General features: G+C 69.5%; 17 protein-coding genes, 1 tRNA gene and 1 pseudogene. 12 read left to right on the top strand and 7 right to left on the bottom strand.

Translation table 11 applies throughout. From position 1 onward, the window contains the following. The first annotated feature begins 7 nt into the window (after nucleotides 1-7). The 4 genes from ACFV6H_RS07240 (at nucleotide 8) to ACFV6H_RS07225 (ending at nucleotide 3,702) form a co-directional block, all read left to right on the top strand. A complete protein-coding gene (locus ACFV6H_RS07240) occupies nucleotides 8-907 on the top strand; it encodes an ABC transporter permease (protein ID WP_385539432.1) in 900 nt (299 codons plus the stop codon). Nucleotides 908-989: 82 nt separating this feature from the next. Further along, on the top strand, nucleotides 990-2,009 hold the full coding sequence (locus ACFV6H_RS07235) for an ABC transporter substrate-binding protein (protein ID WP_093596014.1): 1,020 nt from the start codon (nucleotides 990-992) through the stop codon (nucleotides 2,007-2,009). A gap of 56 nt (nucleotides 2,010-2,065) precedes the next feature. Next, nucleotides 2,066-2,872, top strand: a complete 807-nt coding sequence (locus tag ACFV6H_RS07230) for an ABC transporter ATP-binding protein (protein ID WP_385539429.1) — start codon at nucleotides 2,066-2,068, stop codon at nucleotides 2,870-2,872. Nucleotides 2,873-3,114: 242 nt separating this feature from the next. After that, complete coding sequence (locus ACFV6H_RS07225) at nucleotides 3,115-3,702, top strand: GNAT family N-acetyltransferase (protein ID WP_385539427.1); 588 nt, start codon at nucleotides 3,115-3,117, stop codon at nucleotides 3,700-3,702. Between the two features lie 41 nt (nucleotides 3,703-3,743). Here the strand turns inward: ACFV6H_RS07225 and ACFV6H_RS07220 are convergent, their stop codons facing one another. The 3 genes from ACFV6H_RS07220 to ACFV6H_RS07210 all read right to left on the bottom strand — a co-directional run bounded on the left by ACFV6H_RS07220 (nucleotide 3,744) and on the right by ACFV6H_RS07210 (nucleotide 9,318). Next, the gene (locus tag ACFV6H_RS07220) at nucleotides 3,744-4,469 is read right to left on the bottom strand and encodes a sugar phosphate isomerase/epimerase family protein (RefSeq protein ID WP_385539792.1); all 726 of its coding nucleotides are present in this window, start codon (nucleotides 4,467-4,469) and stop codon (nucleotides 3,744-3,746) included. 190 nt (nucleotides 4,470-4,659) lie between these two features. Then, nucleotides 4,660-8,142 (bottom strand): ThuA domain-containing protein, encoded by a 3,483-nt coding sequence (locus ACFV6H_RS07215; protein ID WP_385539425.1) that lies wholly within the window; start codon nucleotides 8,140-8,142, stop codon nucleotides 4,660-4,662. A gap of 318 nt (nucleotides 8,143-8,460) precedes the next feature. Next, a complete protein-coding gene (locus tag ACFV6H_RS07210) occupies nucleotides 8,461-9,318 on the bottom strand; it encodes an aldo/keto reductase (RefSeq protein WP_093596423.1) in 858 nt (285 codons plus the stop codon). A gap of 161 nt (nucleotides 9,319-9,479) precedes the next feature. On the opposite strand from ACFV6H_RS07210, the gene ACFV6H_RS07205 reads away from it, so the two are divergent. Continuing rightward, a complete protein-coding gene (locus ACFV6H_RS07205) occupies nucleotides 9,480-10,460 on the top strand; it encodes a LysR family transcriptional regulator (RefSeq protein WP_385539423.1) in 981 nt (326 codons plus the stop codon). On the opposite strand, the gene ACFV6H_RS07200 is transcribed toward ACFV6H_RS07205, so the two are convergent. From ACFV6H_RS07200 to ACFV6H_RS07190, 3 genes are all read right to left on the bottom strand, one after another. Beyond that, a complete protein-coding gene (locus ACFV6H_RS07200; RefSeq protein ID WP_385539421.1) occupies nucleotides 10,435-10,947 on the bottom strand; it encodes a DUF664 domain-containing protein in 513 nt (170 codons plus the stop codon). The genes ACFV6H_RS07205 and ACFV6H_RS07200 overlap by 26 nt on opposite strands. A 165-nt stretch (nucleotides 10,948-11,112) precedes the next feature. Beyond that, the gene (locus tag ACFV6H_RS07195; RefSeq protein WP_385539419.1) at nucleotides 11,113-12,012 is read right to left on the bottom strand and encodes a transketolase family protein; all 900 of its coding nucleotides are present in this window, start codon (nucleotides 12,010-12,012) and stop codon (nucleotides 11,113-11,115) included. A gap of 64 nt (nucleotides 12,013-12,076) precedes the next feature. Continuing rightward, entirely contained in the window at nucleotides 12,077-12,802 is a 726-nt protein-coding gene (locus ACFV6H_RS07190; protein WP_385539417.1) for a transketolase, read from the bottom strand. A 143-nt stretch (nucleotides 12,803-12,945) separates the two neighbouring features. On the opposite strand from ACFV6H_RS07190, the gene ACFV6H_RS07185 reads away from it, so the two are divergent. The 3 genes from ACFV6H_RS07185 to ACFV6H_RS07175 all read left to right on the top strand — a co-directional run bounded on the left by ACFV6H_RS07185 (nucleotide 12,946) and on the right by ACFV6H_RS07175 (nucleotide 15,636). Then, nucleotides 12,946-13,022 (top strand) — tRNA-Pro (locus ACFV6H_RS07185). A 528-nt stretch (nucleotides 13,023-13,550) separates the two neighbouring features. Then, nucleotides 13,551-13,706, top strand: coding sequence for a hypothetical protein (locus ACFV6H_RS07180; RefSeq protein WP_385539415.1), 156 nt, complete (start codon nucleotides 13,551-13,553; stop codon nucleotides 13,704-13,706). Between the two features lie 187 nt (nucleotides 13,707-13,893). Beyond that, nucleotides 13,894-15,636: a PE-PGRS family protein gene (locus ACFV6H_RS07175; RefSeq protein ID WP_385539413.1), complete on the top strand. Its 1,743-nt coding sequence runs from the start codon at nucleotides 13,894-13,896 to the stop codon at nucleotides 15,634-15,636. Nucleotides 15,637-16,575: 939 nt separating this feature from the next. Here the strand turns inward: ACFV6H_RS07175 and ACFV6H_RS07170 are convergent. Beyond that, nucleotides 16,576-17,565, bottom strand: coding sequence for an alpha/beta fold hydrolase (locus ACFV6H_RS07170; RefSeq protein ID WP_385539411.1), 990 nt, complete (start codon nucleotides 17,563-17,565; stop codon nucleotides 16,576-16,578). 144 nt (nucleotides 17,566-17,709) lie between these two features. Between ACFV6H_RS07170 and ACFV6H_RS07165 the strand changes: the two genes are divergently transcribed. The 4 genes and pseudogenes from ACFV6H_RS07165 (at nucleotide 17,710) to ACFV6H_RS07150 (ending at nucleotide 20,235) form a co-directional block, all read left to right on the top strand. Continuing rightward, nucleotides 17,710-18,321 carry a helix-turn-helix domain-containing protein gene (locus ACFV6H_RS07165; RefSeq protein WP_385539409.1) on the top strand — a complete coding sequence of 204 codons (612 nt, stop codon included), beginning with the start codon at nucleotides 17,710-17,712 and terminating at the stop codon, nucleotides 18,319-18,321. A gap of 158 nt (nucleotides 18,322-18,479) precedes the next feature. Continuing rightward, a pseudogene (locus ACFV6H_RS07160) lies at nucleotides 18,480-18,943 on the top strand (nitroreductase). Between the two features lie 11 nt (nucleotides 18,944-18,954). Beyond that, nucleotides 18,955-19,494, top strand: a complete 540-nt coding sequence (locus ACFV6H_RS07155) for a hypothetical protein (protein ID WP_385539407.1) — start codon at nucleotides 18,955-18,957, stop codon at nucleotides 19,492-19,494. Nucleotides 19,495-19,698: 204 nt separating this feature from the next. Next, nucleotides 19,699-20,235, top strand: a complete 537-nt coding sequence (locus tag ACFV6H_RS07150; protein WP_385539405.1) for a hypothetical protein — start codon at nucleotides 19,699-19,701, stop codon at nucleotides 20,233-20,235. The last annotated feature ends 118 nt before the right edge of the window (nucleotides 20,236-20,353 follow it).

Genomic DNA, 20,353 nt, shown 5'->3' with positions numbered 1-20,353 from the left:
GTTCACTGTGAGCCAGAGCGTCGTACCGACACCAACACCGAGTCCGGCATCGGAGTCGGCACCGGCACCGGCCAAGGATGTGGCGGGAGTCGCTGAACGCGGCAGACCGGGCGCGGGCGAGCGGTTCGGCCGCGTGGTGGAGGCGGGCTGGCGGCCTGTCGTGCTGCTGGGCGCCTGTTTCGTCGTGTGGTGGATCATCGCCGCGGCCGAGCTGGTGGAGCCGTATCTCGTGCCCTCGCCCGGCGCGACGCTCGATGTGCTCACGGGCAAGGCCGGCTATCTCTGGCAGCACACCTGGGTGACGACCTATGAGACGCTGCTCGGCTTCGCGATCGCCGTCGTGGTCGGAGTGCTCGCGGCGGTGGTGATGGTCTACTCCTCGACCGTCGAGAAGACGCTCTATCCGATCCTGCTGTTCGCCCAGGTCGTGCCGAAGATCGCCATCGCGCCGCTGTTCGTGGTGTGGCTCGGCTTCGGTATCACACCGAAGATCCTGATCGCCGTGCTCATCGCCTTCTTCCCGGTGGTGATCTCGATGGTCACCGGGCTGAAGGCGGTCGATCCGGAGATGCTCCAGCTCTCCGCGACCATGGGCGCGAAGCCCTGGCAGACCTTCGCCAAGATCCGCTTTCCCGCCTCGCTGCCGCATCTCTTCTCCGGGCTGAAGGTCGCCGTGACGCTCGCGGTGACCGGTGCGGTCGTCGGGGAGTTCGTGGGCGCGAACGAAGGGCTCGGCTATGTGATCCTCCAGGCGAACGGCAATCTCGACACTCCGATGCTCTTCGCCGGACTGCTCGTCATGTCACTGATCGGCGTCGTCCTCTTCGTCCTGGTGGAGATCGCCGAGAAGCTGCTGCTGCCGTGGCACGCCAGCCGCCGCGACAGCAATGTCACCACCGCCTACTGACACTTACCGTCCCGTTCCGTCTCGTCCGTTCTGTCCCGCTCCGTCTCGTCTCGACTCGACCCCGTTCCGGGAAGGGCCAGCCATGCATGCGCGCAGACTCCTGATCGGCCTCGTACCGCTGCTCCTGGTCGCCACCGCCTGCGGCGAGGACGGCTCGGGCACCAGCACCAGCGAATCGGGCAAGAAGCTCGACAAGGTCACGCTGACACTCAACTGGTATCCGTACGGCGAACACGCGCCGTTCTACTACGGCAAGCAGCAGAAGATCTTCGAGAAGCACGGCATCGATCTGACGATCCGCGCGGGCCAGGGCTCGCAGAAGACCGTACAGGCGACCGGCGCGGGACAGACCGACTTCGGCTGGGCCGACACACCCGCCGTGCTCAGCGGAGTGGACCAGGGCATCGCGGTCAAGAGCCTCGGTGTCTTCCTCCAGACCACACCGTCCTCCGTACAGTTCTTCGACAGCGAGAACGTCCGGGCTCCCGCCGATCTCAAGGGCAAGACCATCGCGGGCACGGCCGGTGACGCGCTGAGCAAGACCTTCCCGATCTTCCTGGCGAAGAACAACCTCAAGGAGTCGGACGTCAGGATCCAGAACACCGATCCGGCCGGCAAAATCGCCGCGGTGATCTCGGGAAAGACGGACGCGCTGCTCGGCTACGCCAGTGACCAGGGCCCGACGATGCAGGACAAGGCCAAGAAGCAGGTCTCGTATCTGCGTTTCTCGGAGCACGGTCTCAACTTCTACTCCAACGGTCTGATCGCGGGCCGGGAGATCCTCTCCGGCAGGAGCGAACTGGCCGGGCGCATGGTCCAGGCCGTCAGCGAGTCCTGGGCGGCGGCCGAGAAGGCGCCGGAGCCGGCCGTCGCGGCGATGGAGGGCGCGTCGGAGCAACTGCCGCCCGAGAGTGTGCTCTCGGAACAGTTCAGGACGACACTCACACTGCTGCACACCGACGCGACACAGGGCAAGGCGCCCGGTGTCAACACCGAGAGCGACTGGCAGCAGACCATCGATGTCTTCACCGAGGCCGATCTGGTGAAGAGCCCGAAGCCGGTCGCGGAGTACTGGGACAGCGGCACGGCGCTGAAGGGATGACGATGGCCAGGGACTTGACGTTGCGGAAGGCTGCCGGGCCGGCCGAGGGAGGGCCGGTGACCGGCGGAGGGACGGCGGCCGAAGGAGGGACGGCGGCGGCCGTCGGTCTGGAGGACGTGGCCGTTCGCTTCCGGACGAAGAAGCGCGATGTGACCGCCCTGCACGAGGTCTCCCTCGATGTGACGCCGGGCGAGTTCGTGGCCATCGTCGGCCCTTCGGGCTGTGGCAAGTCAACACTGCTCAAACTGGTCGCGGGCCTGCTCCGGGCATCCGCGGGCGCCGTACGGCTGCACGGCGACCGGGTCGACGGGCCACGGCACGACATCGGCTATGTCTTCCAGCGGGCCGCGCTGCTGGAGTGGCGCACCGCCCGGCGCAATATCCTGCTCCAAGCGGAGATGCGCCGGATGCCGGGCGAGCGGGCCCGGGCGCGTGCGGACGAACTGATCGCGATGACCGGGCTCTCCGGCTTCGAGGACGCGTATCCGCACGAGCTGTCCGGCGGTATGCAGCAGCGTGTCGCGCTCTGCCGCGCACTGCTGCACGAGCCGCCCGTACTGCTGATGGACGAGCCGTTCGGCGCGCTCGACGCCCTGACGCGCGAGCAGATGAACATGGAGCTGAACCGCATCTGGCGCGAGACCGGCACCACCGTGCTGCTGGTCACCCACTCCATCTCGGAAGCCGTCTATCTCGCCGACCGGGTGGTGGTGATGAGCCCGCGCCCGGGCACGATCACCGAGATCATCGATGTCGGGCTGCCGCCCGAGCGTGACTACACGGAGACGCTGGGACGGCCGGAGTTCCGTGAGGCAGCCGGACATATCCGGGGACTGCTGGGCGCGGCCTCGGCGCAGGACTGATCCCGGGGCTCTTCGCGGCGCATCCTGGATGCGGGATATCGTTCCGTATGTGAGAGAAAGTGAGACTGAAGGAAACGCTCCCGGCGCCGACCTCGGTACTGCTCCCGGCGCCGATCCCGTTGACGAGCTGCTCGCCGCTCGCCTATGAACGCGGGCGACTGTCTGCGGATACGGCTATGGGGCCCGCGCTTTCGCTGCCCGGGGCCTGATCCGGTCCGGTACGCCGTTGTGATGGTCCAGCCATGAGCGCCGGTCCTACGCATGTGCCCGAGGTGATACGGCTCTGCGCCGACGAACTGCTCGACGCCGCTGACGCGTTGGCCGATCTGATGCTCGACACGGTGGCGGGCGGCGCCTCCATCGGCTTTCTCCATCCGCTGGACCGTGCGACAGCGGCGCGATGGTGGCGGGCGCAGGCCACTGCGGTACGGGAGGGACGGCTGTCTGTACGGATCGTCCGGGACGGCGAACGGATCGTGGGGACCGTCGGTGTGTCTTTCGCGGACAAACCCAACGCCCGCCATCGCGCCGAGATCGTCAAGCTGATGGTGCACCGCGACGCGCGGGGTAAAGGGCTCGGCCGTACGTTGCTCACCGCGGCGGAGGAGGCCGCGGCCGAGGCGGGTGTGACGCTGCTGCTGCTCGACACCGAGACCGGCAGTCCTGCCGAGACGCTCTACCGCTCGGCGGGCTGGACCGTGATCGGAGTGGTTCCCGGCCATGCCGCCGACCCGGGCGGGACGCTCCGTTCGACCACCTTCTTCTACAAGGACCTCGGGAACTCCAAGCACCCCGGGAAGGACCTCGGGCCGGTCCCGGCCGCCGTGTGACAGCGGCCGGGACCACACCGTAAGCCCTCGTCAATCTCGGCTCAGTACCGAAGCCGCGACAGATACCGGTAGCTGTTCAGCGCCGACGCGAACGGATCGGCCGGCGCGTCGTGCTCCACCAGCCACTGCCGCACACCGCCGCTGCGCGCGGTGTCGAACATCGCTGGGAAGTCCAGCACTCCCGAGCCGACGTCCTCGAAACCACCGTTCGGCGCCATGTCCTTCACATGCAGAGCCGGGAACCGGTTGCGGTGTTCGACGAAGAGCCGGCCCGGATCGTCCCCGCCCTTCGCCGCCCAGTACAGATCCAGCTCGAAGCCCACCAGCTCGGGATCGGTCTCCTTGAGCAGGATGCCGTACAGGCTCTCGCCGTCGATCACACTGTGGTCGCCGTCGTGATTGTGGAAGAGCACCTTGAGCCCGGACTCCCGGGCGACGCGCCCTGCCGCGTTGAACTGCCGTGCCGCTTCCCGGTATCCGGCCGGTGAGTGCATCCCGGCCGGCAGGCTCGGCACCACCACCCACTTTCCGCCCAGTGTGCGGACGTCCTCGATCGCCTGTGGCAGTCCGCTGCCGGTGACCGTGGTGTAGGCGACATGTTCGAGCACGGCCTTGAGCCGCGTCTCGTCCAGCATCCGCCGGATGTCGGCCGCGCTGTGGCCGTGTCTGCCGCTGACACCGACCGTCGCGTAACCGATCTCCGCCAGCCGCTCCAGCGTTCCCTTGAAGTCCGTCGCGAGCGGTGTGCGCATGGTGTAGAGGTGCATACCGATCCCGGACGGCGGTATGCGCCGCCGCGGGCAGCGGCCTGCGGCGCCGGCGCCATAGGTGGTGGCGCCATGGGTGGCGGCGTTGGCGGCGGTCGCCGACGCCACCGCCGTACCCATGCCCAGTGCCGCCAGTCCAACGGCCTTGCCCAGGAACGCTCTTCGGGTGCTGCTCATGGTCGCTCTCCTCTCAGGCCGCGGGGCCCGCGTCGATCCGGACCGCGCCGGTGGTCGTGTCACCCTTGTCGTCGGTGACGGTGAGATGCGCCGTGTACGCGCCCGGCCTGGAGTACGTATGGGCCGCGGTCGGCCCTTCCGTACCCGAGCCCTTGGTGTTGTCGCCGAAGTCCCAGTGGTACGAGGCGATCGTGCGCCCGGACACCGGCTTGACCGTGCTGCTGAGCTCCACCGCCAGCGGCGCGGTGCCCGAGGCGGGTGCCGCCTTGACCTTCACCTTCGTGACCGGTTTCTTCTCGACTCCGCGACCGTTGAAGTGCAGCCAGTCGAGCGCGAGGAGATCCGGTTTCTCCGCCGACCAGCCGGGATTGGTGAAGACCACGTACAGCTTCACCGAACCGCCCGGACTCTTCAGCGCGACGGTCGGGGAGATGACATTGCCGAAGCCGCCGGTGTTCGGAATCGTCACCTTGCCCAGCAGCGGACCGGTCGGCGAGCCGTTACGGAATTCGATGTCCCCGCCGAGACCGCCCGAGGCGGCGCCGACCGTGACCGAGGAGATTCCCTTGAGATTGACCGGATCGAAGGAGATCCAGTCGCCGTCCTCGATCTCCGTGAGCCGCTTGCCGCCGGAGGCGTCGGCGCGGTCACCGGTCACGGCGCCGTCGTGCGCGCCACCGGTGGCGGTACGGTGCTCCGCCTCGCGGAAGGCGGTCCGCAGCGTCAGCGAGGACGAACCGGTCAGGGCGGGCACGCCCTCGACGCCCTTGTCCTCGTACTGTGCGGTGACGCCGTAGTACAGATTCTGCCCGGGACCGTGGCTGTCCCCGGCGTCGGTGACGATCTCCCCGGCGCAGCCCGTGTAGTTGTCCAGCGGATGGAGATGGCTGTCATGGCCGAGCTGCGACTGTACGACCACCCGCGAGCAGTCGATCGTCCCGCCCTCACCGGTCTTGCCGTCCTCGCGGTCCTTCACCTTCACGGTGAACGGGATGGTGTCGCCGAAGCTGAACATCCCGCCGTTCGGGGGCTGTTGGATGGTGACCACCGGCCGCGTGTTGCCGACGGTGATCTCCCGGACGGAGAGCGCGGTCAGCCCGCCGGGGCCCGTGACCGTGAGCCGGGCCGTGAACCGGCCCTTGTCGCGGTAGACATGGGAGGGATTCGCCTCGGTCGAGTCGGTGGTCCCGTCGCCGTCGAAGTCCCAGGCGTAGGACACCGGTTTGCCGCCGGGCAGTCCTGAACCCTCGCTGGAGAAGGCCACCGTCAGCGGTGCGGGCCCGCTGTCCGGGCTCGCCGCCGTCTTGGCGTCGGGCAGCCGGCCGTCGCCGACATAGTCGATCCGGTAGATGCCAGAGCCCTCGTTGCTGCCGCCGCGGCCCGTGCCGCTGCCGAGCCCGAAGTCGATGACGTACAGCGCTCCGTCAGGGCCGAAGTCCGCGTCGAAGGGCTGGTTCCAGCTCATATCGCCGAACACACCGTTGATGGAGTGGAGATCGCCCGCCTCGGCAGGCTCGAAGCGCGGATCCGTGAAGGTCTGGTCCTCCTCCTGGAACGAGAAGGTCTTGAACCAGGTCCTGGTCAGCTCGTAGTTGAACCACTTTCCCTCGAAGTACTCCGGGAACTTGGACGGATACGTGTTCGCGGGATCGTAGTCGTAGACCGGCCCGCCCATCGGTCCGCCGCCGCCCGTGCCCAGTTCGGGGAACTGCGGCGAGGCGGAGTAGGCGTACCAGACCGTCGCGGGCTTGGCCGCGGGCAGCTCGCGCAGACCGGTGTTGTTCGGCGAGTCGTTGACGAGAGCGGCGCAGTCGAACTTCGCGCCCGAGGTCCCGGTGGCGAAGTCGTAGTCGTTGAACGGTGTGTTGTTGCCGGTGCAGTACGGCCAGCCGTAATTGCCCGGCTCCGTGATGCGGTTGTACTCGACGGTGCCCTCAGGACCGCGGTTGGCGACCGCCTCCCGTGCGTCGGGCCCGTAGTCGCCGACCAGCAGCGCGCCGCTCAGCGGATCGGTGGTGATACGGAACGGATTGCGCATGCCCATCGCATAGATCTCCGGACGGGTCTTCTCCGTGCCCGGTGCGAAGAGATTGCCCTCGGGAACGGAGTATGTGCCGTTGTCCTCGGGCGTGATACGGAGAACCTTGCCGCGCAGATCGTTCGTATTGCCCGCCGTGGTCTGGGCGTCCCAGGCGCGGCGCCCTTCGCGCTCGTCGATCGGGCTGAAGCCGTCGGAGGCGAAGGGATCGGTGTTGTCGCCGGTCGCGACATACAGATCACCGTTCTTGTCGAAGGTGATCGAGCCCGCCATGTGCGAGTTGGCCCGGCCCTCGCCGCGCAGTGTCGGCACGGTCAGCAGCCGCTTCTCCGAGGCCGGGTCGACGGTGTTGCCGGTGACCGTGAAGCGCGACAGATTGAGCCGTTTCTCGGTCTTGTCGGAGTGCAGCAGATAGAGCCAGTTGTTCTCCGCGAAGTCCGGATCGAGCGTGAGACCGAGCAGTCCGTCGGACTGGCTCGTCATCTCCGGTGTGTACGCGAAGTCCAGCGCGGTCGAGACCTGGAGCGTCTGCTGGTCGATCACCTTGAGCTTGCCGGTGCGCTGGATGAAGAAGACACGGCGGTCCGGCGCGACGGCCAGCTCGAAGGGATCGGCGAGATCGCTGGTGGCCAGCGGAGTGCGCTGGAAGGCGCCCGTCTTGGTGGCGGTGCAGTCACCGGGCTTGTTGCCCGCCGCCCACTGGATGCCGCCGAGCAGATGCTTGCGGAAGGCGTCCTCCTGGAAGGCGGAGGCGGCGTGCCCGCCGGCGGTGAACCAGGAGCGTCCGCCGTCGTAGTTCTGGCACCAGGACCACGGGTGGTCGACGCCTTCGTCCAGGCCGTCGATCCCGTCGTTCACCTTGATCTGGGCGAGCGTATGGACCTTGCCGGTCGGATTGACGCGCCAGTTGTACCACTCCTCCGTACGCTCCCAGAGCTGTGGCAGGCCCTGGGTGGAGGGATGCACCTGGTCGAGCACCTTCACCCGGCCCGTCTGGACGGCGGGATGCTTGTCGAAGATCGCGCCGACCAGCCCTTCGTACCAGTTCCAGTCGCGCTCGCTGGCGGAGGCGGCGTGCAGACCGACCCAGCCGCCGCCTCCGCGCACGAACGCCTGGAGCGCGGCGCGCTGTGCGGCGTCGAGCAGATCGCCGCTCTCCGGCGTGGAGTTGGTGTTGTTGAAGACGATCGCCTGGAAGCGGGCGAGATTGTCCTCGGTGAAGGCCGAGGCGTCGCTGGTGGCCTCGACCTCGAATCCGTTCTCGCTGCCGAGCTGTTGGACGGCCTCGATCCCGGCCGGGATCGAGTCGTGCTCGAAGTTGGTGACCTTGGAGAAGACCAGAACGCGGAACGGCGCCGCGTCGGCGCGGGGCGGCGAGGCCATCCCGAGTCCGAGGACGAGCGCCAGCAACGCGGTGATCGCAAGGAAGGGTGAGGACGTTCTGATGGGCGTTCTCATGGGCGCTCCCGGTGCTGGTAGAGCCGGCTGCGGGTTTAGAAAGCGCTTTCTGGAGTGCGTCACACAGCGTAGGTTCCGGTGTCACAGGGGGTCAATGGGTCGGAAGAGCCCTCTGCGGCACGGCACTTGGGGGCGGGACGAGGGAAGGGCCGTCCGGGGCGGGGCCGTCCGCCGGAGGACAGGGCTTCCGTCCGGGAACGCGAACGACCCGTCCGGGAGTGCGCCCGGACGGGTCGGCTGGGGGTGATGCGGTGATGCGTCAGGCTCGTGCTTTGGGCGCCGTGGCCGGTCAGGTGGCCGGGCGCCTCGCGGCGATCGTCAGGCCGCGTCCAGCTCCGCCACCTCGGCGGCGTCGAGCACGAGGTCCGCAGCGCCGACCGAGTCACGGATGGTCTCCGGACGGCTGGAGCCCGGGATCGGCACCACCACGGGCGACTTGGCCAGCATCCAGGCCAGACACACCTGCTGCGGGCTCACGCCGTGCGCCTCCGCGATCCGCGCGAACGCGCCGTGCGAGGAGCCCAGTTCACCGGCGCGCCTGATCCCGCCGAACGGGCTCCACGGCAGGAACGCGATGCCCAGCTCCGTGCACAGCTCGAGCTCCGGCTCGCTGGAGCGGAAGGCGGGCGAGAACTGGTTCTGTACGGATACCAGCCGGCCGCCGAGGATCTCCTGCGCCGACCGGATCTGCTCCGGGTTGGCGTTGGAGATACCGGCCTGCTGGATCTTGCCCTCGTCGAGGAGGTCGCGCAGACCGCCGATGGACTCCTCGTACGGCACCTTCGGGTCGGGACGGTGGAACTGGTACAGCCCGATCGCCTCCACACCGAGGCGACCGAGCGACGCCTCGCAGGCCGCCCTGAGGTGCTCGGGAGAGCCGTCCAGCGTCCAGGAGCCGTCCCCGGGACGGAGATGGCCGCCCTTGGTGGCCACCAGCACCTCGGAGCCGCGCGCGTGGGACGCCAGCGCCTTGGCGATCAGGGACTCGTTGTGGCCCACCTCGTCGGCGTGCTGGTGGTACGCGTCCGCCGTGTCGATCAGTGTCACACCGGCATCCAGCGCCGCGTGGATGGTGGCGAGGGAACGGGCCTCGTCGGGCCGTCCCTCGATCGACATCGGCATACCGCCCAGACCGATCGCGCTGACCTCGACGGTTCCGATGCGGCGAGTCTTCATGGTGGAGTGCACCCTTCCTGCTGCGGACCTACTGCGGACCTGCTGCGAACCCGCCGGTTCCGGCGGGAGGTACCTCAAGCTTTGCCGCTGCCTCGCGAGGCGTCCAATAGAAGAAAACGAACGCATTGAGCGACCGGGCTTCTCAATTAGGCTGGGTCCTCATGGAACTGCGCCACCTCGAATATTTCGTCGCCGTAGCGGAGGAACGCCACTTCACCAGGGCGGCTCAGCGCCTCATGGTCTCGCAATCGGGCCTCTCCGCGTCCGTGCGGGCCCTGGAGCGCGAGCTGGGCGCGCGGCTCTTCGTACGCTCCACCCGCAGGGTCGAGCTGACCGGGGCCGGGCAGGCCCTGCTGGTGGAGGCGTCGCGCGCGCTGGCCAGTGTGCGGGCGGGCAAGGAGGCCGTCGCGGCGGTCCAGGGACTGCTGCGCGGCACGCTGTCGGTGGGGACCGAGCAGTGTGTCACCGGAGTGCATGTCCCCGGATTGCTCGCCCGGTTCAGAGCCGAGCATCCCGAGGTGGAGGTACGGCTGCGGCAGGCCGGATCCGCCTCGCTGGTCGAGGATGTGGCGGCCGGGCGGCTCGATCTGGCCTTTGTCGCCCTGTCCGGGACCGTTCCCGAGGGCGTACGGCTGGTACCGCTGGCGAGCGAGCCGATGGTGCTGCTCTGCCATCCCGACCATCCGCTGGCGGGAGTGGCCGAGGCGGACTGGGCGGAGCTGGGCGACGAGGTGTTCGTGGACTTCCACGAGGACTGGGGCGCCCGTGGTCTCACCGACCGGGCCTTCGCCGCCGCCCGTACCGAACGGCGCGTGGCGCTGGAGGTCAACGATGTGCACAGCCTGATCGAGCTGGTCGGCCATGGTCTGGGTATCGCGGTGGTGCCACGTCCGATCGCCCGTAAGACGCAGGCGGCGGACCTCTGTACGGTGCCGCTGGCCGACGCCGGAGAGCACCTCTGGGAGGTCTCGGCCGCGCTCCCGGACGATCAGCGCACCGGCCCGGCCGCCCGGCAGTTGCTCGCGTATCTGCCGCCCACCGCGTCCCGGGCGCCCACCGCGTCCCGCGCCGCGCCGGACAACTGCCCGGCGCCGGACGCCGTACCTGCTCCGGTGGTTACGGCCGTTCCAGCCAGCCCCTGATGAAGGCGGCCTGGCCGACATGCTGGAGGTCGTCGGAGATCACGCTGATCAGCCGGACACCGAGCGTGACCGGCGGGACCCACGCGTCGTCGACGATCCGTTTGAGATCCGCGTCCTTGACCGTACGGATGAACGCGACCGTCTGATCGTGGACCGCGTCGTGGTAGCCGGCGAGCAGCTCCGCCGGGACACCGCCGAGCGCCGCCACATCCTTGGGGGAGTGGCCGTAACCGGTCGCCCGCCGCGAGAACGGCAGCTCGAACCGCGCCGACCAGTCCTGTGCGATCCACACCTCGTCCAGGCTTGCCGCGTCGGCGATGTGGTCGTCCTGGATCCGGGTGAGATGCCAGACGAGCCAGGCGATCGAGTTGGCCCCGTCGTCCAGCCGCACCGCCAGCTCGTCGGGGGAGAGGCCGTCGACCACCTCGTGGACGGTCTCACGGATACGGCCGAAGGCGTCGACGAGCAGATCACCGCTGGCGGTCATGGCGGGCTCCGGAGGGTACGGCCGGGAACGGGCCCGGCGGATGGGCGTACGTCCAGTCCAGGGTGCCCCGTACGCGCGAACAGCGCAGGGCGCGTCACGTTTCGGCACCGCCGTTCAGCGCCTGGTTCAGCGCCCTGGTCCGGCGCCCTTGTTCAGTGCCCTGGTTCAGTGCCTCAAGAATGCCGAGATCCGCTCGCGCAGCGACTTCGGGTCGAGGCCGTGTCCGGCCAGGTGCTCCTCCAACTGGCCGTACCGCCGCAGTTCGCGGCGCGCCACCCCGAGGCCGAGCACCCGGTGCGGCGTGTCGGACAAGGCGTCGTTCGCCGCGGCCGTGGAAGTGCCGGCGAGATACGGCTCGACAAGCACGACATCCGCCGTGGTCCCGCCCGCGACGGCCCGGCGCAGCGCCTCCGGGTCGAACGGCCGCACGGTCGTCGCGTACAGCACCGTCGTATCCAGGCCCTCCGTCGCCGCCGGTACGTTGTCCAGCATCGGCCCGACGGCGATCACCACCGCGCCGCGTCCTTCCCGTACGGTCCGAAAGCCCGGGCCGGTCACGGGCCGCGCCCGGTCGTTACTCTGGAGCGAGAGCCTGAGATACACCCGGCCGTCCCCGGCCGCGGCCCGCCGCAGCAGCGCCTCGGCCTCGTCCGGATGTCCCGGCACTTCCACCGTCCAGCCGTCGAGTGTGTCCATCAGCGCGACATCGCCCGGCGACATATGGGTGAACCCGCCCGCGGGCCAGTCGTACGAGGCGCCCGCGCTCACCAGCACTCCGCCCACGCCCTGATGGCCGAAGTCCAGCTTCACCTGCTCGAAGGGGCGCTCGACAAGGAAGCTGGCGAAGGTGTGCACGATCGGGCGGAGCCCGGTGAGGGCGAGTCCGCCGCCCACGCCGACCAGAAGCTGTTCCCGGATCCCGACATTGATGACCCGGTCCGGATGGCGGCGCTCCGCCGCGACGAAGCCGTCCCGGCTGATCTCGGCCAGGACGAGCGCGAGCCGTGGATCCTCGTCCAGCAGCTCGGAGGCGGTGGTGATGAAACGGTCCCGCATGGTGTCCATGGAGCTCCCCTGTAGATGCCGGAAGTAGATGCCCGAAGGCGTGTTCGGGTGCTGTCGTCCGCGGTCAGAATTTGGGCTCGACACGGGCCACCACGGCCCGCGGCCGGCCTGGATGCGGGGCGGTGAATGCCGCGTACATCGCCTCGTGGTCCCGTCCGTCGACGGTCTCGGCCGACCAGCCGGCGGCCTCGAACCGGGAGACGATCCCGCCGGGCCGGCCGTGGCTCGCGGAGGCGTTGTCGATCACCAGCGTGTGGAGCTGTCCGAGCCCGGCGGGGCCCGCGTAGGCGATCGATTCGTGATTGCTGCCCTCGTCGAGCTCGGCGTCGCCGATCAGCACCCAGACATGGGGCTCGGTCAGTCCCTGCGCCCGGAGCCCGAGCGCACTGCCCACGGCGAGCGGCAGCCCGTGCCCGAGCGAGCCACTGCCGATCTCGACGCCGGGCAGGAGCGTCCGGTCGGGGTGGTGGCCGAGCGGTGAGTTGTACGAGCCGAAGCCGGGCAGCAGTTCCTCGGCGAGGAATCCCTTGGCGGCGAGGACGGCGTAGTACGCCATCGGGCCATGCCCTTTGGAGAGCAGAAAGCGGTCACGCTCCGGCGCGTCGACGGTCTCCGGCGACACCCGCAGCACCCGGTCGTACAGCACCCAGAGCGCGTCGAGCGTGGAGGTCGCGGCGGGCCCGTGCTTCTCGTCACCCGTCATGAGGCTCAGCAGCCTCGTCAGATCTTGATAGTCGGCCGTGCGGCTCGGTGTGCGGCCGGAAGGGAAGGTCGGAGCTGTCTTTGTCATACGGTCCACGGTGCAACGTGAACCACACTTGAGGTCAAGCCACCTCCGACGGCCCCGGGGAAAGCGGTTCGTGACCACCATGCCGAGTGCGGTATTGTTCTCATGCGCGTTCGGCCAGGGGAAACCCCAGGTCAGACCCGCATCGGGACGTGGCGCAGCTTGGTAGCGCACTTGACTGGGGGTCAAGGGGTCGCAGGTTCAAATCCTGTCGTCCCGACCAGCGTTTACGCAGGTCGCAGGCGGTATCGGAGGAATCCGATACCGCTTTTCCGCGTTTGTTGGGGAGCCCGGGCCGAACATACTGGCGTTGTCTTGGCTTGGATTGCGCTGTGGGCTGCGATGAGCAGGCCCGAAAGAACGGCGGCCGGAAGGCCAAGCAGAGGCCGCGGCCGGTCCGTACGGCGCGCCGGGAATGGCGCGAGCCGATGGGCCTCGGAGCAGCGCCAGGCCCTAGTGCCCCTCCCGACAACGTTTGCCCCGTCGCGACGCCCAGCACGCGCGCTCACCGCGTTGGCCAAAACCCCAGGTAGCTCCGCTACAAGGGCTTCCGGCCGCCTTGCGATCACACGCACCGGACGCCGCTCCTCGACGGGCAAACATTGCCGGTCGCGGCACTAGTCACCGAGCGGGCCTGGGAGCTCCCGATCGTCGGCGCCCCGCCTGAGGGAGCGGTGGGCAGCCATCGCCCCCGACCTGGCCGGCCACGTCGCTGCCGTCGGGTTCGACGCAGACTCCGGCCAGGCTGACCGTGTGCCCGAAGTCGTCGGCCTGGGCGACGAAGACACGCCTGGAGCAGACCCGCGTCATCAAGGCCGCCGACATGGCGGCAGGCCGTACGGTCGTCCGCTCCTGCGGATCCTGGCGCGCCGTGCTCAGCGGCTTCCTGAACTGCCTGTCCGACTAAGTGCGGTCGCTGGGAAGACAGAGAGCCGCTTCGGGCAGGATGAGTTCCCGCGACGGGTGAGAAAGACAAGCTCATAGGGTTGTTGCGGCGTGCGGGGCTGGAAGTTGTGGGGGATTGGGGGACCGAGGAGGTACTGCCACCCCGAGCAGCTTGGCGACCGGTCGTCTCGGGCGGCGCCAAGCCGACCGTGGCTGTGCGGGAGGACCTGCCCGACCTGATTGCCGAGCTCAACGCACAGTGGCACCGGCTCGCGGTCGGCAACGGGATCATTGGCGAGGACGGCGTATTCCTCATCGATGTCGCCGGCCACTGGACGGGCTGTGCGCCCAGGCGCTGGACGCGGGTGCGGCTCACTGGTCAGTGGGACCTCGCCGGAGTCCTCGGCGCGCGGCCCGGGCAGCCGGAGTTCGTCACCCTCGCGACGGACGGCAGCACTCTGATCGGAGTGACGACCGAGGAGGACGAGGTCTGGTTCACCCTGCTGGACCACCTCGCGGAGCGGCAGGAGGCAGCCGCGCAGGTGGCGGCCCGGGAAACCCCTCGGGAGCGGGAAGCTGCCTGGGCGGCACTGCTTCAGGGACCGGGACCTTCGACGGGACTGCGCGAGATGTGGGCGCACGGGCTGGCCCTCAACCAGGCCACACCCGATGATCTCCGCGCCCGCCTCCTGGGCCTGTCGCACTTCCTCCTGTGGCGCCACCTGCCGACGGCGGTCGTCGAGGCGGCCATGGTCCACCCGGAGTGGAAGCTACGGCAGCTGCTGGCCGAGGCTCAGCCGAACATCACCGCTGAACAGTGGGCCCGCCTGATCCTGGGCGAACAGGAATCCCGGCACCGGTGGATCCTCACCATGTTCGCGGCGGACCGGCGTGCCGAACTCACCGACGCCGCGTACGAGCAGCTCGCTACGGACCCGTCCGCGCGGGTCCGCGAGGAGGCAGCTCGCCTTCCCGGCCTGCCCGTACGGATACTCACCGCCCTTGCCGTCGACGTCGACCCGTCCGTACGGGCCTCGGCCTGCCGGAGGGCCTGGCCTCATCTGGACACTCCGGCCCGGCGCGCGCTGCTGGGCGACCCCTACGGCAAGGTCCGCATCGAAGCACTGCTCCAGTACCACCAGGAGCACCCGATGCCCCGGTCGGTCTTTGACACCGCGGAACTCACCGACCACGCGGTGGGCACGGGCCGTCTGGAGCGCGGCCTCGCCGAACACCTGGCCCACCACGGCAACCCTGCCCAGCGTTGCTCCCTCGCGGGCAACCCGCACCTGGACCCGGACCTGGTCATCCTCCTTGCCCAGGACTCCGACGAGAACGTCCGCTCCGTGGTGGCCATACGCTCCGACCTCACCGAGGGACAGCGGGCGGACATTCCTGTCGACTTCGACCCGCGCGGCCACCACTACCCGCTCGACTGGGTCATGGCACTGCACCAGGATCCCGGCGCCATGCGCCGCTTGGCCGCCTCCACCCACCCCCTCGTACGCAGAAGCGTTGCCCGGGCCCGGCGCCTCCCACCGGACGTTGTCGAACGCCTCGCCCGCGACGAAGACCGTGTCGTCCAGCTCTTCCTCGCGGAATCCTGCGACGACGCACCCGCGGACATGCTGCTGAGGGTGTGGCAGTGGTGGACCGGCAGCCTCAGCACCCCCGATCGCCCCCACGGTCATCCGAACTTCCCCCGTCGCGACCTGCTCCGTTACGCCGACGACCCGAATCCGCGAATGCGCCAACTGGCCTTGGGCGACCCGGAGTTGACTGCCGAGCTGGTCGAGCGGTTCAGCCGGGACAGCGATGAGGAAGTTCGACACCGGGCCGCGACCGACCTCCGGCTGACACCCGCGTCGGCCGTACGGCTTCGACGACCGACCCGCACGAACGCGTGCGCCGCGCGGCTGCGCGGCACCCCGGACTGCCCGCGCGGGTGCTGATCCGGCTGCTTCGGGACACCGATACCGCGCAAGCCGCAGCCCAGCACCCCGCGTTGCCCATCCCCGTCATGGAGCAGATGCTCCAGCGGATCCAGCCTCCGGCCGGCGCCACGCCGGAGCCATGAGCCGGCAGACCGACGGTTATTCCGCAGTCTCCGCGAAATCCAACAGGACCAAGTCAGACCTTCGCCGGGTGCCCGAACGCCCGGTCGAGGTGACGCTCGCCCGGTAGCGGAGATGCGTGAGGGGGCAGCGGTCCACCGGAGGACCTGCGGGCCGTTCTGGCTCCGGTCGACCTGGTGTGGGTGCGACCTGGTCGTCCGGCCGCCCGCCGGATCGTGGAGGCCGCCGCCCGTACCGAGCTGCTCCGGGTGCGGAGCTCCACCCTGCCGTACGGACGCGCCGCAGGTCCTCACCGACCGACCTGCCCGGCGCCTGGCCAACCACAGCGGCGGATGGCCCTGCGGACGGGGGAGTCGGCGATGCCGCGGTCCGTGTTACGAAACCACTGCCACGGTTTGTGCTACCGAGGTGACCCGGGGAAATGAGGGTTTGACGGGTAGTCATCCGGTAGTCATCCGCTCTGCCTGCTGTTCTGCTGGGCCTGGCGCATGTCATCTCCGCGCCGTGCGGGCTCCTGCCGTGGGGCGGCCCGTGCTGCCGCCCGGCCTGCCGCAGCCGCAGGCACCTGCGGAATCCAGGCCGGAGCCCGGGCCGACCGTGTTCCTGGTGCGCGCCGAGCCGTCCGAGCCCCCTGCCGTACGAAGGGCAGAGCAGTGAACCGGCGGTACTTCAAGCTCTCGGCGGAGGCATTGCCGAGGTGACCAGCCTGCTCGTGTCGGGGGACGCGCGGCGCTGATGGCCGGGTCCCGGGTGCCGCCCTCGGGGGTGTCGGCCGGGGGTCGTCGGCGGCGGAGCCCGGCCGGCACTCCTGGCGGTTCAGCCCGTGAGGGAGGCGAGCCAGCCGGTCAGCAGGCGGTTGACCTCCTCGGGGCGCTCCTGCTGGATCCAGTGGCCGCAGCCGTCCAGGACGTGGGAGGCGGCCAGGCCGGGGAGGGTGGCTGGGTAGGCGTCGATCGCGTCGGCCATCCAGGTCGTGGAGGCGTCCAGGGCGCCCCCGATGAACAGGGACGGCTGCTTGATCGGGGCGCCGCGGTAGGGGGCGAGGTCTTCCCAGTCGCGGTCCATGTTGCGGTACCGATTGAGGGCCCCGGTCAGGCCCGTGCGCTCGAACTCCCCGGCGTACACGTCGAGGTCGTCCTCGCCCAGCCAGGAGGGCAGCGTCCCGCCGGGGAAGCGGTCGCGCAGCCGGCCGCCGTCGCGGGTCACGAAGTGCGGGTCGGGTTCGCCCTGGGCGGGCATGGTGTCGGCGGACAGGGCCGCGTAGAAGCCCGCGAGCCACCCCCGGACGTCGGGCTCCATCTCCGCCTCGGCGCGGCCGGGCTCCTGGAAGTACGAGATGTAGAACTCCTGCTCAGGGCCGCCGATCCGACCGAAGATGTCGGTGGGGCGGGGGCCGCCGGGCGGCGCGTAGGGGACGCTCAGCAGTCCGACGGCGCGGAAGACCTCGGGGTGGAGCAGGGCGGAGGCCGCCGCGATGTTGGAGCCCCAGTCGTGCCCGACGATCACCGCCGTCTCCTCGCCCAAGGCGCGCACCAGGGCAACGTTGTCCCCCACCAGGTTGAGCATCCTGTAGGCGTCCGTCGCGGTCGGCTTGGAGGAACGGCCGTAGCCGCGCACGTCGAGCGCGACGGCCCGGTATCCCGCCGCCGCGAGGGCCGGGAGCTGGCGGCGCCAGGAGTACCAGGACTCGGGGAAGCCGTGGACGAGCAGGACCAGCGGGCCGGTGCCCTGCTCGACCAGGTGCAGGCGCCCGGCCGGGGCCTCGATGGTGCGGTGGCGAAGGTCGGCGGACGGCTCGGGGTGCATGGGCTTCTCCTCGGTTCACGGGCGGCCTCGGTTACCCACCGATCATGCGGCGCGGTGGCCGTCCGACGCGATCAGCCTTGCCATTCTGGCAAACTTGCAGGACAGAGTGGTGCAGGTGGTGCGGCCGGAGGGAGTGGAGCGACGATGACGGACGACGCTGTAGCCGACACGCTGGCGGCCATGGGCCCCCGGCTGCGGGCCGCGCGCGAGCGGCGCGGCGCCACGCTCACCGGCGTCAGCTGTGCGACCGGCATCTCGCTGAGCACGCTGTCGCGGATTGAGACCGGACGGCGCAAGCCGACCCTGGAGGTGCTCCTGCGGCTCGCGAAGGAGTACGACATCTCCCTGGACGAGTTGGCCGGCACCGCACCCGCCACGGCGGCCGGCTCGCGTCCCTCCGCGCCGCAGCGTTCCGGCGACGACAAGGTGGTACTGCCGCTGACCCGGTACGTGGGAGGCCTGCACGCCCACAAGCACGTCCTGCCCGCCGTCGACGCGCCGCCGGCGCGGCCGCGGCAGGTCTCCCACGACGGGTACGAATGGCTGTGCGTCCTGTACGGGCGGCTGTGGCTCGCGCTCGGCGAGCAGGACCTCGTCCTGGCCGCCGGGGACGTCGCCGAGTTCGACACCCGCACCGCCCACGGGGTCGCGAACGCTGGCCCCGGCGGACCGGTCGAATACCTGATCATGTTCGGGCCGCAGGGAGAGCGCCTGCGACCGCGCACCCCTGCGGCCCCCGGCCGTGGGGCCCGGTAGCCCGCGGCGCCCGGGACCGCTCCTCCCGCGACGGCGCCTGCGGCTTCACGCTTCGGCGGCGTCCGCATCGCGCAGCGGGCGCGGCAGGTCCGCCCGCCGGGTGCGGTGATCATCCCCGTGTCTTCGCTGCCCGCCATGGAGTGAGAGGACGAGAAGGCGTGGATGTGTATGAAGCCGTGGACAGTCGCAGGGCCGTGCGGGCGTTCAGCGATGAGCCGGTGCCCAGAGAGGTACTCGAACGAGTGCTGGCTGCGGCGATGCGGGCTCCGTCGAGCGCGACGACCTTGACAGGCCCGTGAAGATCGCCGCCTTGAACTCGGAGGCGTTCGGGGCGCCGGTCGTACTGTTCTGCTATCTCGACCGGACGATGGGGCCCGGGCAGTGGGGGGACGCGGGGATGTACCTGCAGACGGTCATGCTGTTGTTGAGGGCGGAAGGGTTGCACAGTTGCCCCCAGGTGATGTGGACGATGTATCGCAAGACTGTCAGCCAGATAGTCGGAGCCGATGACGGACTCGTGCTGTTCTGCGGTGTCGCGGTGGGATTCGAGAAGGAAGGCGTGCCACGACTGCGTACCGGGCGGGCGGACATGGCAGAAACGGTGCGCTTCATCGGAGTGTGACCCGCTGACCGGTGATCCTCACAGCAGACGGGTCATCAGCCGGTGTCGCTCCGCTCAGTGCGGGCTCGGGTTTCGCTGGGCCCTCCGCGCTCGCGCAGGCGCGGGCCGAGGGCGGGTTCACCAAGACCCATGAGGCGTTCCGGGCGGCGGCGAAGAAGAAGTGCGGGGACTGGGAGGGCGTTCGGCAGCTGATCGAGGTGTTGCTGCTGCACCGTCAGCTGCCCGCCCACGCGGTGATCGCCGGGATGGCCACGGTCGTCAGGATCGGCTCGATCAGCACGGATCTCGTGGCGGTCGAGGCCCGCAAGGCGCTCGAGGACACCGAGGAGATCGACCTCCACACCCGCGGCGGCACGGCGGACGACGAAGACGAGACCGTCGACCAGGAGCCGGTGGATCCGGCAGACGAGGGGGCGAAGGTGATCTCCCTGAACACCAGGCGCCTGCCCTCCGAAGCCACTGCCTTGCTGCCTGCGCGGTGTCGCCACCACCGCGCACGCAGCTCAGTAGCTGCTACTGAAAAGGAGCCGCCGGGCCGCGGCTCGCGGTGATGACCGCCGGGACAGGGCAGCGCATGGCCGGGGTCGCTCGATGGCGGCCAGGCGGGCGGCCGCCCGCGGCCGGTGGTCTGCTTGATGGCGCGGCGTTCCCAACAGAGGGCTCCGTTACATGGAGTCGTCGGCTATCTGCCTCGTCGGCCGTTTACTGTACGGATACGCCGCGTTGCTCACCGCGGTCATCCGAGGAGGAATTCTGTGTCATCGCCCTGCGACCCCAAGTACGCTCCCGCCGGCGATGTGGGCGCGGCGCTCATGATGATCGACTCCCGGCTCAAAGTCATCCACGCCGGCGGGACCGAGACCGATCCCGAACAGAAGGCGCTGATCGACCAGTTCACCGCGTCGCTGGGCCCCAAGGGCGCCAGTGACGTGCTGGACGGCGCGTGCACGCTCGTCTTCATGTTCACGAAGTGGCTGCGGATGGCCTACGAGGACCACGACAAGGATGTCATCGAGTACGTGGTGCCCAGCCTCGTGGCCACGATGCGCATGATGCCCAGGAGCGTCCGCCCCGAGGCCATCCCCACCATGGCCGGCATGGTCATCGCCGCGGGCACCGGCCTGAGCCCCAACCTGTGGCGCAAGCAGTACGGATCCTGGACCCAGGACGAGATGACCCCCCTGGAAGCCACCGCCTTCCTCCTCGCGGAGCACATCAACCGCATCACCGACGACCCCGACTTCGCCACCCGCATGATCACCGAAGCCCTCTCCAAGGCAGACGAAGACTGACATGGAGTCCACGGGGCTCGGAGCGCTCTCAGATCTCAGCCACGCAGCCGGATCGGATCTGCGTGAACGCTCTTGATATGTTCTCCCGAAGTCGCGAGCCACTTCCCTGGTGACGATC

This window comes from Streptomyces sp. NPDC059743 (assembly GCF_042732975.1).
In the GTDB taxonomy this organism is placed as follows: domain Bacteria; phylum Actinomycetota; class Actinomycetes; order Streptomycetales; family Streptomycetaceae; genus Streptomyces.
This window is presented reverse-complemented; position numbering and strand designations above follow the sequence as displayed.